The sequence below is a fragment of the Pleionea sediminis genome, assembly GCF_007570825.1.
Taxonomy (GTDB): Bacteria; Pseudomonadota; Gammaproteobacteria; order Enterobacterales; family Kangiellaceae; genus Pleionea; species Pleionea sediminis.
In genome coordinates this window covers 444,953-459,102 of the sequence record NZ_SUNB01000001.1, presented here as the reverse complement: position 1 = coordinate 459,102, position 14,150 = coordinate 444,953, and the positions used below count along the sequence as shown (strand labels likewise).

Sequence of the window (14,150 nt, the reverse complement as noted above, 5' to 3'; positions counted from 1 at the left end):
GTAAGATGTTTAAATTTACGTTATTGAAGCTGTTAACTTACCTTTAATTGATTTAGGCTTCAACTAAGTTATTTATTAGGAGCTTCAATGAACTATCGAATAATAATAGTATTATTTCTTGTTGTGAGCACGCTACCTGCCATTTCTCAGGGTGTATTTAATATTAATGAGCAGTCCATAGAATATTCTATGGAAGTAAAAGTTAAAGGTCTGAAGCATCCGTGGGATTTCTCATTTTTACCTAACAACGAGATATTAATCACTGAGCGAGGTGGCCACTTAAGGGTATTTAAAGATGGTAATCTGTCAAAGCCGATAATGGGTTTGCCAGAAGTTTTTGCTAATAGTCAAGGTGGACTGTTTGATGTTGAGTTACATCCTCAGTTTTCAGAAAATAAAATCATCTTTTTGAGTTATGCTCATGGCTCGATTGAATCAAATACATTACGTGTTGTACGCGCTAAGTATAAAAATAATCGTTTAAGTGATATTCGAATTTTATTCGAGGTTGAGCCCTATAAAGATACTCCTGTGCATTATGGCGGTAGACTCCTCGCATTACCTGATAGTTCATTGCTAATAACAACGGGGGATGGTTTTGATTATCGAGAAAAGGCGCAATTACTTAACAACTCAATGGGTAAAGTCTTGCGAATTTATTTCGATGGAAGCATCCCCGGAAATAATCCCTTTTTAAATGATCCTCAAAAAGTTAAAGCTATTTGGACTTACGGGCACCGAAATCCGCAGGGACTTATTTATGATTCGGTTCGTAAAAAAGTCTTTTTGCATGAACATGGCCCAAAAGGTGGTGATGAAATTAATTTAGTTACAGCCGGTAATAATTACGGTTGGCCACTGACATCTTACGGAAAAGATTATTTTGGTGCACAAATAACACCCTTTGAGCAATATGAAGGTGTTACAGAACCTTTGTTGTATTGGAAGAGTGCAATTGCGCCTTCAGGTATGGCTGCTTACTACGGTGAACAGTTTCCTGAACTTGAAGGTGACTTATTGGTGGGCTCTCTAGTTAAAAAGGAAGTCCGCTTAATAAAGATGAATGGTTTGAATGTGGTCGAGCAAATGCCTTTGTTTTCTGAGTTAAAAGCACGAGTGCGAGCAATTAAAATTTCACTGGATGGTAGTATTTATGTTTTAACCGATGAAGAGAATGGAAAACTTGTTGAGATTAGACGGCGTAAGAAATAAAAAATTATTGGTTTTCAACCAGCTTTAATTCTTTTTTTTCTTCCATCCAACGCAAAAACTCTTCAGCAGGCATTGGTTTGGCAAAATAGTAACCTTGCATTGCGTAAATATATCGTTGTCGAAGAGCTTCTAGTTGAGTATGCTCTTCTATGCCTTCTGCAATGACCTTAATTCCTAGGTTAAAACACAGATTGACGATGGCATCGATGATTGCTGTTACTGAGTTACTGCTCATCATTTTGTGAACGAAGGATTTGTCAATTTTTAATTCATCTATTGGAAATTCGTGTAAGTAATTCAGTGATGAATAACCTGTCCCAAAGTCATCGATGGATATTTTGAATCCGAGGTTTTTTAGGTAATGCATTTGCTTTACCGTATCTTTAATATCATGAACAAGCATGCTTTCAGTCAGCTCTAACTTGACTCGACTGCAGGGTATTTTAAATTCACGACTGCTTTCTGTTAATGTTTGCAATATATGCGGATTTTTGAAATCAACAGCACTTACATTGGCAGAGATATTGAATTCGTCGTTAACAAGCTTCCTGTCGATCAGCGTGTTGAGCATCTGATAGACGTCATGCATAACGACCTGACTTAGATTTTGCGTTAAACCAAATTGTTCAGCTATCGGTATAAAGTGAATGGGAGTAATGAGCCCTTTTTCAGGATGATTCCAGCGAATTAATGCTTCGGCTCCGGTAACTTCTCCAGAGTGATTTATTTGTGGTTGAAAAAAGGCACAGAAGTCGCCTTTATCGAGTGAGATTAGAATATCTTTTTCAATTTTCAAACGATCATCAATCGATGCTTGAAGGCTTGGATCATAGAGAGTATATGTATTTCCACCTCTTTTTTTACTGGAGTACATTGCTGAGTCGGCATATTTCAGAGCATCGTCAGCGGTGCTTATGGAATCATCAATGATTGATATTCCGATACTGGCTGAGAGCTGATACTCTGAAAATGTCGAGCGGACAGGATTTTTAAGTGCTCGAATGACTTTTTGTGAAATAATGGTGGCTTCATTTGCTGCTTCTTGAAAATCTTTTTTTAAGTTCTCAAGGATAATAACAAATTCATCGCCACCTACGCGGGCAAAAAAGTTAGATGAGCCAACAAGAGGTAAAATCCTATTTTTAAAGGAGGTTAATAGGGAGTCACCCTCAGAATGACCTAGAGAATCATTGAATCGTTTAAAGTTATCGAGGTCAATATAAAGGACTATAAAGATTTTATCATTGTCTTGACTTTGTTGGATTAATTTTTTTAATTCATCGATAAGTAGTCTTCGATTAGGCAGTTGAGTTAACTGATCGTAGTAAGCTAGTTTTTGCACTTCATTCTCTGCTGTCTTTCTATCTGTAATATCGCGAGCCATCCAGAGAATATACTGCTTATCTGTTATTTTATGGTCGTAACTTTTTATTAGTGCTGTTCTTCCTTCAAATATTCGAATTCCTTTTGGCACATCGAGTTCATATTCTAAAATTTGAGTTGTGTCTGTATCAATGGTTTTTTGTACAGTGTTCAGCACCACGCTGGATAAGTCTTCGGGCAATATTTCAAAAATATTCTTACCGAGAACATTCTCTTTTGTTTTATAAAGTAATTCGGAATCAGAGCCGTATATTTCGCAACAGGTACCTTCATTATCGACGATAAAAGCGATATCTGGTAATACTGCGGTAATTGCATTAAATCGTTCATTAGCTTGTTGAACTTTCGTAATTAAATGTGCGCGTTCACTATTCTTATCCGACTGCTCAATTGCCATCCCTGCAAGATTTACAAATCGATCAATCAGGCTGAGGTGAGTCTCCGTGGGTTTTAGTGGTTCTGAGTAATATACAGCAAAGCTGCCTAGCACTTCGTTATTGACCGATATTATGGGAGTTGACCAGCAAGCTTTGAGATTATTTGATAAAGCAAGCTCTTTGTAGTTTTCCCAAAGAGGATCTTTTGCTATGTCTTCGACAATGATTCGTTGTTGCCGATAAATAGCGGTACCGCAACTGCCAACATTCGGGCCGATTTCAGTACCATCGACTTGCATACAATATTTTTTAGGTAAGCTGGGAGCTGCACTGTGCATTAGTTGGTTGTCTTTCACCATAAGCACAGAGGCAAACGCCTGTTCAGTAGAAAGTGCATTTTCGATTAATTCGCAGATGCGGTTTAGTGTAAAAGGAAGAGGCTTATCCGATAAAATCAAATGTATGATTTCTTGCTGAGCATCCAAAAGCTGTAATGGCGAAGTCTGTTCCATAGGTATCTCTAGCTAAAAAATTCCAACTTTTAAATACGGTGTAAGTCGCTTTTATACTCTAAAAGTCTTTGTTAAACGTAGTATTAGAGTAGTTGAAAGTCAAAAAGTGGTGATTATGAAATATTCAGTTTTATTTGTGGTTTCGTTATTTATTTTTGGGTGTTCGTCGACTTATCAAAACAGAAATCCCAAAAATGAGATTTTTCCGAATGTTAGTGGTGAGTCTTTAGCTAAGGAGAGCGTGACGATTCCTCAATTTTTTAATCAGGAGAAAACAATTTTACTTCTTGGGTATGTACAGAATTCGCAGTTTGATATTGACCGTTGGTTGATAGGGTTAGATATGACGGGAACAACCTTACCTGTCTATGAAATACCTACGATAGCTGGATTATTCCCTCAGTTTTTCGAAACTCAAATTAATAATGGGATGAGAGCTGGCATCCCCAAAGAGTTATGGAAAGGGGTTATTACTGTTTTCGAAGGTGGAGAAAAAGTGCAAAAGTTTACTGGAAATGAAAATCCCAACAATGCCAGAGTTTTATTAATTGATGCTTCTGGCAAAGTACTCTTTTTTCACGATGAAGGGTTCTCTGTTGGCGCATTAAAAAAATTAAGGGCGGAAGTAGAGGTCGATTCGTTTCAGAAGTAAAGTTTGAGAAGGGTTATTCTTAAACAAGTCACCTCAGGCAAAAACAGCATCAATTTGCCGGCTTAGCATAATCAATTCACCCGTTGGAGACCAAATGTTGGCCTCACAGTGGGCATATCCTTCACTGGCTTGGCGAGTAATGGCTTCGTAGCCAACCCAATCGTCTGGATGCAAATGACAATGAGGTTGTAGAATTTCTATTTGCCAACTCAGAGTACTGGCTGGCTTTGGCCAGCGGAGCATTTGTAATACAGTCGGGGGCCAAGCATCTGCAAGAGCTATAATGTGTGGCCAAGTAAGTCGTTTGTTTGCTTTTTTGAATTTCATCCAACCCGAAATATTGGATTGTTCACTGCCTGTAAATGGTAGTCGCCCATCGACGATTGCAAGTGACACATGTTGAATAAAGTTGGGAGTTACCTTAGGTATCATTGGTAAGAAGCTCGGCTTTTTGGGTAACTTGAATGCTAGGGGAGTTTTATTGGTGACGTTTACTTTTGATGAGCGGTCATTGGCAAAACAGGCTTGCGATTGAACACACACTAATTCATTTTGAATTAATTGCGCTTGTAAATGGGTTACGTTTTTACCATCTCTGAGATGGGTAACCTTTAATTGACAAGATTCTTGAGAGAGTAATGGAGCAATAAAGTTAAAGTTTGCAACACGTAGCGGCCGCTGATCAGGAAGCTCGTGCATCATCGACTGAATTAATAGTGCGGCAGATAATCCGCCAAAAACGGTGCGCCCCTGGCTCCAACTTTTGTCGATAGTTAATTGCGCCTCGGATTTCGCCGAAGCTAATATTTCATCAATTCCTAATATATTCATTATTTAAATAAGCTTTTAAGTTTGTGATAGGCCTTTCAGCTTAAACTATCGAGAATGCATTACCACCCAAGTAAATTTGAATCATTTTCATACTTTATTCGTTTTTTTTCAATGATTTATTGTCAAGTGACCTAGAGAAAGAGAGGGGGAGGTTTTCGAAGCATCAAGTTAGAACGATTGTCAGGTATGCATTCTAAATTGGTGAATATTTGGACTTTTGTACTAAAATTACTTTCATTGTCTGACAATGCTTTGCCAATATGAATGAATGTGTAAATTTTAGTAAGACAATTATGGTTGTCGATGACAATCCGACAAACCTTAAATTGATCGCAAAAATCCTTGAGGCAGAGGGCTATCATGACATCTTGCCTATCGTTGACTCCAGAAAAGTAATATCTCAATATCAAGAAAGTCGACCCGAATTGATATTGCTCGATATCAATATGCCTCACCGCAACGGCTTTGATGTTCTTAGTGATCTAAAGAGCCTTGATGATCCCTTGTTACCGCCTATTGTTATGTTAACCGCGTATCATGACAGAGAGCCGTTAATTAAGTCTTTAACACTGGGTGCTCGTGATTACATAACCAAACCTTTTGATAAGAACGAATTATTGATTCGTGTTAGAAATTTACTTGATGCTCAGTTAGCCCACCATCTCTTACATGACCAAAAGAGCACTCTAGAAAAAATAGTCGAAGAGCGCACTCGGGAACTTAGAGATACTCAACTCCAGGTCGTTCAAAGACTGGGTAAAGCCGCTGAATATCGAGATGAAGAAACGGGCAATCATATATTAAGAATGAGCCATTCTTGTGCTGCTATTGCGAAGAAATTGGGCTGGAGCCATGAGCAATGCGATCTAATATTGAACGCAAGTCCAATGCACGATATCGGTAAAATCGGTGTTCCAGATGATATTCTATTGAAGCCTGGAAAGTTTGAGCCTCATGAGTGGGAGATTATGAAATCTCACGCGACAATTGGAGCACAACTACTGGAAGGTGACGAATCTGAGTTATTGACCATGGCGCGAGATATAGCGTTAAACCATCATGAAAAATGGGATGGTTCGGGATATCCAAACGGGCTCTCAGGAACTGATATTCCTGAGGCTGCGCGAATTGCAGCATTGGCTGATGTATTTGATGCATTAACTTCAATAAGACCTTATAAAAAGGCTTGGACAGTCGATGATGCAATATCGTTTATTAAAGAAAACAGTGGCACGCATTTTGAACCAGGCTTGGTCGAAGTTTTTATTGAAGTGCTACCGGAGATATTAGAAATAAAAAGCAAATATTCTGACTAGATTACTCTTATCTTTAAACATTTTTCGTCGCGAGACCTATTTTATCTTCATATAACAATAGAACAATCAAAGTAGACGACGAGTAAAAAGAGGGAGGGATAAATAATAAAAGCTATTTAAGCATTTTAAAAATATCAAAAGCAGGTGTCGGTGATGACTAGTAGTAGCTCACATAAAGGGGTAAGGCCTTTAAGTGTATCAATAGGTGTTAGCCACCTTTTAACAAAAAGATTAGAACTAATAATTAGTCTAGCAAACAAGCTGGATGACGAAGGTTCGATACATGATGTGATTCAGGAGTTGTATATTGCTACTCATAATTTTAGAAGTGTTGCTAGTCAAGTTGGTCTTGGTGGTATTGAGAAAGATGCCGAGGCTTTAGAAATTCTAGTGAAGCAACTGAAAGAAAAAGAGGGTCATATAGGTAGATCTCAACTAAACTCAATAAAAGATATTGTTAGTGGTCTAAAAGAAAAACAGGGAGTGTTTGGCACAGAGCAAAATACTAAAAAATTACTAGAGAGAGTTTCTGTTAACCATGGTTACTCACCCATCATATTTGTTGTTGAAAGTGATTATGAGCAATCAAAGTTAATTTGTGATCTTCTTGAATTGAATAATTTTCGTACCTGTCGCTTCAATTCCTTAGTTCGCTTTAAACAACATGTTACATCAAGCAAAGTGAAGCCTGATGCTGTTTTAGTTGATGTATTTTTTCCAGAAGGTGATTTAGCTGGGCTTGAGGTTGTGCGCGAGCTTAATAATAGTGGTGCACTAAACTCTCCTGTCATAATTTTATCAGATCATGATGATTTGTATGCCCGGCAGCGGTCTGTTCAAGCCGGGGCCGATAGACACATAAAAAAACCATTTGACCCAATTAATCTAATTCATATTTTAGAGTTATTAGTCGAGAATGATTCCACAGAACCATACCGAGTTCTAATTGTTGATGATGACAAAATATCATTATCTCTTCAGAAAAAAATGCTTGAAAGTTCGAACATGGAGGTTTTGGCTATTACGGATCCCAAAAGAGCGCTCGAAGCAATTTATACTTTTCATCCGGAGCTTATCGTTTTAGACGTTTACATGCCAGATATAAATGGGCCCGAGTTGGCTGCAATAATCAGAGAGGGAGAATCTATTCTTCAAACGCCTATCATATTTCTGTCCTCTGAAAATGATATAGACAGGCAAATGGAAGCATTAAGTTTGGGAGGGGATGACTTCCTTGTTAAACCTGTTGACGCGAAGTATTTTTCTATGGTTGTACAAACCAGAGTCGCTCGCTCGAGACAGCTTAATTCAATTCAAAAAAATCTACAAAAATCACTTTATGAAAGAGAACGGGAAAGGGCGGCATTAAATCAACACGCTATTGTTAGTGTGACAGATATAAAGGGACGCATAATAGAAGTAAATGATAAGTTTTGTGAAGTTAGTGGTTATGAGCGTTATGAATTGATAGGTGAAAATCATCGTATTTTGAAATCTGGAGAACATTCTCCGAGCTTCTATCGTGATATGTGGTTGTGTATTTCTAAAGGAGAAACATGGCATGGTGAAATTTGTAATAAAAGGAAGGAGGGGGGATATTACTGGGTAAACTCGACGATCATGCCTTTGATGGATGAAAATGGAAGGCCTTATCAGTATGTTTCCATTAGAACTGAAGTAACAGAAATTAAACAGCAACAGGAACTATTGAATAATGTAAGACAAAAACTTGTAGCGACTCTTGAATCTACAGCGGATGGTGTTCTAGTAATAGATACGCAAGGTTTAACGCGAATGGCGAACAATAACTTGTATGAAATGTGGGAGGGAGAAGACGATAGTCAATATTCAACTCTTGTAGAAAAAATTGAACAACAACTCGTTCAGGTGAATGGTTCTAGAACACTGTTTTCAGATTTGTATTTATCCAATGAGGAAGCCTCTGACATCTTGAACTGTGCCGATGGAAGAGTGTTCGAATGTTATTCAAGACCATTAATTATAAGTGCTAAGGTTCACGGTCGAGTATTTAGCTTTCGAGAAATAACTGCAAGAATTGCAGCTGAAAAAGAACTAGTTAAAGCGAAAGAGGATGCGGAATCTTCAAATAAAGCAAAGTCAGAGTTCCTCTCAAATATGAGTCATGAGTTGAGAACACCATTAAATGCTATTGTTGGGTTTACTCAGCTGTTATTAAGAGAAAATCTGTCGGATGAAAATATAGAATGTGTTAAAGAAATTGAAGGTGCTGGAAATCACCTTTTAAGCTTGATTAATGAAATACTCGACTTATCAAAAATTGAAGCTGGAAAGTTAGAGCTGGAGTATGAATATTTCAGTGTTACTAACTTAATTGAAGAATGTTTGAAACTTGTTAACTCGTCTGCAACTAATGAAGGGGTTTCGTTAAACTTTGAGCCTAATAATGCATTTGATATTAGAGCTGATAAAAGACGCACTAAGCAGATATTGTTGAACTTGCTCTCGAACTCTGTCAAGTATAATAAGAAAGATGGAAAGGTTGATGTTTCTGTAGAGGAGACGTCAAGTTCTATGGTGAAAGTTACTGTACAAGATACTGGCGTGGGAATACCAGGAGATAAAGTTAGTGAACTTTTTCAACCCTTCGTGCGTTTGGAGGCGGAGTATAGCGGAATAGAGGGAACAGGGATCGGCCTTGCTTTAGTAAAAAGAATTGTTGAGCAGATGAACGGCAGAGTTGGGGCTGAATCAGTTTTAAATGAAGGAAGTCGATTTTGGTTTGAATTGCCCATTGACCCAAATGTTTCGGCCATAACATCAGAAGAGGCTATTTCTTCTAGTGTAAAAGATGGTTCCAAGAAAATCTTTACCAAAAAAGTTTTATACATCGAAGACAACCTTGCAAATTTAAAACTGGTGCAAAAAATATTTAACTCTTTTAAAAGTATTGAGTTACTAACTGAAGTTAGTCCTACTGCAGGCATTGAGCTAGCAAAAAAAGAAAGGCCTAATTTAATTTTACTGGATATAAATTTACCAGGAATGGATGGTTATCAAGTACTTGAGCGTTTGAAAGATATGGATATAACTAAAGATATACCTGTTATAGCTGTAACGGCTAATGCAATGCTTGATGATATAAATAACGCAAAAACAAGTGGCTTCGAGGAATATGTAACCAAACCTATTGATATTGCAAAGTTTAGTGCAATGATAAATAAACTTGTTGTTGACTCAAATGGCAAGGAAGAGACTATTAGCTGATGAAAAATAGCTTAGATGAACAAGAGTTCCATCGTTCACTTTATATAGGTGTTTTTCTTATTTTTTTAGTCCCCCCATTTGTCGGTGGAACTCTTTTAGGTATTGCTGGGTTTTATCCTATGCCTGAATTTTTCGGGGTTTTTTTTAATGTTACAGGTATTTATTTTGCGGGCGTTTTGAGTGTGGTTTATTTTATTTTGAAACGCTATTCAAGACAATTTGTTCAGCTTCTTTTGACTGATATACCGTCCAGTCAGTCTCGAACGAAAAAGATTCTAAAAAGACTACCTTGGTACTTAATTGGTATAACAACTACTTATTCAATATTTGGAGCTATAACAGCCGACATTTCCCTGGAAAACATGGGGTATGCTAACTATACGATGAAAGATCATTTGAATCATCAATTAGGTGTTATACCCGTTGTTTTAATCACTTGTCTGCCTATTTTTTTTTATTTAACGGATAAGCTTGGGTTGTTTCTTGGGGCATATGGTGAAGATATTAAAGTGATAACGTTAGACGTGAAGGTTATTATTCTAGGTATATTTACTCCCTTAATGATTGATACTTTCTTAGTTGGCTATTTTTTTAATCATACTGGCTTTTTTAAAATCGATACCTTAGTAGTTTGGTTTGTATTACTAAGCTTTTCTATCCTTGGTACTTTATTGGCTATCCGAAGTATTTATCAGGGGTTAAAACCACTAGAAAACTTTGTTAAAAAAGATGATGTTTCTGATAGTGGTATGAATCAATTGCTACCTATGTCCTTAGATGAATTTGGAATTTTAACAAAAAAAGTGAGAAAGCTCACGGAGCAGATTGCGAAGGAAAGAGATTTTGCAAGAAAAATTGTTCAAAACGTTCCTGCCATGATAGTCAGGCTTGATAATGATGCAAGTATTATATTTGTTAACACATGGTTTGAAAAAGTAACAGGCTACTCACTTGATGAACTAAAAGGTGAAAATTGGTTCGATATCTTTATAGATGAAAAAGACAGGAAACGTATTGAAGAAGTATTTGAAAAAGCTGTCGATGGTGATCGTACACAGGGCAATATTAACACTATAAAAACAAAAGACGGTAGGGAAATAGAAGTCGAATGGTTTGATGAAATTATAACGGATGAAATTGGTCGTTTTGATTCTTTATTGGTTACAGGGACTGATATTACGGAACGTTTGCACAATGAGAGACGATTGAGCGAAGAGAGAGAAAGATATGAAACACTATTGAATATTCTGCCTTGTGGGGTGCAAGAAAACGATAAAAACGGAATAATTACCTTTTCAAACCATGCACATTCAAAAATGTTTGGTTTACCACCTGGTGCTATGGTTGGGAAATACATCTGGGAAGTTTGTAACGACTCTGAAAAAGAGTCTTTCAAGAAATACTTAAGCCAGTTAGTTGAATGTCAACCTGAGCCAACGGTTTTTGAGGCTAAAAATGTTCATAGTGACGGTCATCTTTTTGATGTAAATGTCAAGTGGGACTATCGTTATGATAGTAAAAATAATCTTATTGGGTTTATTTCTGTAATAACCGATGTTACTGAGGATAAAAGATTTGAGAAAGAAATCCTAGAAAGTAAAATGCGTTTGGACCTTGCTCAAAGTATCGCCAAGATCGGTAGTTGGGAGCTCAATCACGTTAATGGCGCCCTATATTGGACTGATCAAATATATAAGTTATTCGGTTTAGATAAAGAGTATTTTAAGCCTAGTTATGAATCGTTTTTGAGTGCCGTTCATCCCGATGATAGAGAGTCCGTTAATAATGCATTTAAACAATCCTTAAGTACACAGAAGTCGTATCAAATAAGACATCGGATTGTGGATAAAACAGGAAAGAAACGATGGGTTGAGGAGCGATGTGATACATCCTTTGACAACGATGGCAATCCGATTATTTCTAGAGGAACGGTTCAAGATATTACTGATCTACAAAACGTCGAGGAAAGACTGAGTAAAGTTGCATCCATTGTAAAATATTCTTCTGATTTTATAGGATTTGCCGATATAGAAGGAAACGCTCAGTTTATTAATAAAGCTGGACGAAAAATGGTGGGAATCGATGAAAATGATGAGCTAGATAAGCTGAAGGTCATTGACTTTTTCGCATCTAAAGATAAACCATTTGTTGCACGAACCATAATACCAGAGGTTATGAAGTTTGGTCGATGGGTTGGAGAGTTTAACTTTAAGAATTTTAAAACGGGCGAGATGGTGCCGGTTTGGTTTGATATGTTTCGAATCGATGATAACCAGGGAGTGCCGAAGAATTTTGCGACAATAACTCGCGACACTTCCGAGTTAAAAGAAGTTAGGGAGTCTCTCGAAAGACATACAAACCACTTAGAAGAATTGGTTTATCAAAGAACTGAAGAGTTACAAAATGCAATTGTTAAGGCTGAGGAAGCAAGTAGAGCTAAAACAGACTTTCTTTCAAGAATGAGCCATGAATTGAGAACTCCACTAAATGCGATTATTGGATTTAGTCAGCTTCTCCAAGCTGATGGTGAATCTGAATTAAGTGATGATCAAAAGGATAACCTTAGTGAAATACTATCGGCTAGTGAGCATTTATTACATCTCGTTAATGAAGTATTGGACTTGAGCCGTATTGAGAGTGGCAGAGTCGACTTAAACATAGAGCCTGTGCCGCTAAAAAGTATTTTTGAGCGCTGTGTAAGTCAACTAGAGCCCTTGGCGAAGCAGCGTAATATTCTTTTAGAAATTAACGAAAGTGCCGACTGCTGGGTTAGCGTTGATGCATTTAGACTTAAACAAATACTCATTAACTTGATTTCCAATGCTATTAAATACAATAAAAATTCAGGTAGTGTTTTAATTTATTGTGAAAATAAAGATAGTCACACCGTTAGGGTGCTAGTTAAGGATACTGGTCGAGGAATTTCTGAAGATAAATTAGTGGAAATATTCAGTCCCTTTGAGCGTTCTGTTTTACCGAATGAGAACATTGAAGGAACGGGTATTGGCTTGGCTCTAGCTAAGCGATTGGTCACAGCAATGAATGGTGAGATTGGTGTATCTAGCACAATTGGAGAAGGCAGTGTTTTTTGGCTGGATATCCCATTAGCACAAAGTAATCAATAATTAACACGAATGATTAGAGGAAAATCATGAATAATCCCATTGTTTGTTATGTTGATGACAACAAAAGCAACCTCTTATTGATAGAAAAATCTTTAAAAAATGAATATCAGGTTGATACTTTTGTTGATCCGGAAGAGGCTTTTGAAAAATTACTAAACTCATCTCCCGATTTGATTTTACTTGATGTGAATATGCCAAAAATTGACGGATATCAACTTTGTCGAAAAATAAAGCAAGTAGAGAAACTTGCGAATATACCAGTTGTTTTTTTGACCGCGCGCAAAGAGTTAGAAGACAGGCTAACCGGATTTGAATGTGGCGGCGAAGCGTATGTTTCTAAGCCATTTGACTTGTCTGAATTGGAACATGTTATTCATGTGCTTATTACACGATCTAGACTTCAACAGGAAGCAGAGAAGAAAGCCAGTGATAATAGCTCATTAGCGTTTATGTTAATGAAGAATAATAGTGAAACTGGAAACTTGGTAGCCTATGCAAGAAATATAGCAAAAGCTAAAGAGGTTAATACTTTGAAAGAAGAAACTTTTGAAACGTTAAATAGTTTCGGCTTAAACAGTACGATTTTATTTAGAATTTTAGACGAAGAAATTGTTGTTCGCTCTGACAACGCTTCGATTACTCCATTAGAGAGAGAACTTTTTGAAATGGTAAAGAGCAGAGGTCGTATTATTCATGCGGGTGATAAATATCTATTTAATGGAGAATCCGCTGTTTTTCTGATCAAAAATATGCCTATTGAGGATGAAGAGCTAACAGGAAGATTGAGAGACCATTTAGCAATAATGATTGATTTAATTGATGCATCACTGGAGCTGATGAACTTTCGAAAGCTAGAAGAAAGAAAAAGGAAAGTCGAAGCGGATAAAACTCAGTCAGTCGTGCATGATGAATTCAATAATATTCTTTCTCTTTATGAAAAGTTTAGCAAGAACTCAGAAGTCGCTTTTGAGAATTTAACTGCAAATATAGAGGATTCATTTATGTTTTTAGGACTAACTGAAGAACAAGAAGATAAATTGAGTTCTTATATTAAAGAAGCAAGAAGCGATGTTGAGCAGTTTAAAGATATTGGTGAAAATCTTCACGAAGCAATGAATCACATTGCCTCGCAAATTAAGAAAATGGTTTAGATACCCTTACATACGCGCAGCAGTATGATTAATTAAGAAAGTTATCTTTTAATGGAACTTCGAGACGATTGTTTTTCGGAGATGTATCATCATGACCAATCATTTCATCATAGGCACTTTCATGCCGCAATACCATTAATAGAAAGTTAAGTGACCTAAACAGTTTTTGCACAGTTAAGACGTTATTGGCTTTGAATAGATTCCCATTTGAGTTAGCGAGCCAATACGTACGATTATCTTTGATAATGGATACTTGATAGAGACTCATTCCTATGGAGTGAACAATTATTTTATCAAGTGGCTGTAGCATTTTTAGTTGCTGTAGGGTTTTATTCATAAGTAAAA

The 14,150-nt window shown here is 36.9% G+C and carries 9 protein-coding genes; 6 read left to right on the top strand and 3 right to left on the bottom strand.

Annotation, left to right across the window (positions count from 1 at the left end; genetic code table 11):
• The first annotated feature begins 87 nt into the window (after nucleotides 1-87).
• Complete coding sequence (locus FAX86_RS01715) at nucleotides 88-1,212, top strand: PQQ-dependent sugar dehydrogenase (RefSeq protein WP_144391605.1); 1,125 nt, start codon at nucleotides 88-90, stop codon at nucleotides 1,210-1,212.
• 4 nt (nucleotides 1,213-1,216) lie between these two features.
• Here the strand turns inward: FAX86_RS01715 and FAX86_RS01710 are convergent, their stop codons facing one another.
• Complete coding sequence (locus FAX86_RS01710) at nucleotides 1,217-3,484, bottom strand: bifunctional diguanylate cyclase/phosphodiesterase (RefSeq protein WP_144391604.1); 2,268 nt, start codon at nucleotides 3,482-3,484, stop codon at nucleotides 1,217-1,219.
• Between the two features lie 115 nt (nucleotides 3,485-3,599).
• Here FAX86_RS01710 and FAX86_RS01705 point away from each other — a divergent pair, with 115 nt between their 5' ends.
• Nucleotides 3,600-4,136: a hypothetical protein gene (locus FAX86_RS01705; protein ID WP_144391603.1), complete on the top strand. Its 537-nt coding sequence runs from the start codon at nucleotides 3,600-3,602 to the stop codon at nucleotides 4,134-4,136.
• Nucleotides 4,137-4,169: 33 nt separating this feature from the next.
• Here FAX86_RS01705 and FAX86_RS01700 read toward each other — a convergent pair whose 3' ends face one another.
• Nucleotides 4,170-4,967 (bottom strand): thioesterase family protein, encoded by a 798-nt coding sequence (locus FAX86_RS01700; protein WP_144391602.1) that lies wholly within the window; start codon nucleotides 4,965-4,967, stop codon nucleotides 4,170-4,172.
• Between the two features lie 260 nt (nucleotides 4,968-5,227).
• Here FAX86_RS01700 and FAX86_RS01695 point away from each other — a divergent pair, with 260 nt between their 5' ends.
• The 4 genes from FAX86_RS01695 (at nucleotide 5,228) to FAX86_RS01680 (ending at nucleotide 13,805) form a co-directional block, all read left to right on the top strand.
• Entirely contained in the window at nucleotides 5,228-6,283 is a 1,056-nt protein-coding gene (locus FAX86_RS01695) for an HD-GYP domain-containing protein (RefSeq protein WP_144391601.1), read from the top strand.
• A 153-nt stretch (nucleotides 6,284-6,436) separates the two neighbouring features.
• Nucleotides 6,437-9,529, top strand: a complete 3,093-nt coding sequence (locus tag FAX86_RS01690; RefSeq protein ID WP_144391600.1) for a response regulator — start codon at nucleotides 6,437-6,439, stop codon at nucleotides 9,527-9,529.
• Nucleotides 9,529-12,654, top strand: coding sequence for a PAS domain S-box protein (locus FAX86_RS01685; RefSeq protein ID WP_144391599.1), 3,126 nt, complete (start codon nucleotides 9,529-9,531; stop codon nucleotides 12,652-12,654). Before FAX86_RS01690 ends, FAX86_RS01685 begins: the two co-directional genes overlap by 1 nt.
• A gap of 26 nt (nucleotides 12,655-12,680) precedes the next feature.
• Nucleotides 12,681-13,805, top strand: coding sequence for a response regulator (locus FAX86_RS01680; protein WP_144391598.1), 1,125 nt, complete (start codon nucleotides 12,681-12,683; stop codon nucleotides 13,803-13,805).
• A gap of 28 nt (nucleotides 13,806-13,833) precedes the next feature.
• Here the strand turns inward: FAX86_RS01680 and FAX86_RS01675 are convergent, their stop codons facing one another.
• Nucleotides 13,834-14,142: a DUF6482 family protein gene (locus tag FAX86_RS01675; RefSeq protein WP_281286373.1), complete on the bottom strand. Its 309-nt coding sequence runs from the start codon at nucleotides 14,140-14,142 to the stop codon at nucleotides 13,834-13,836.
• Between the last annotated feature and the right edge of the window lie 8 nt (nucleotides 14,143-14,150).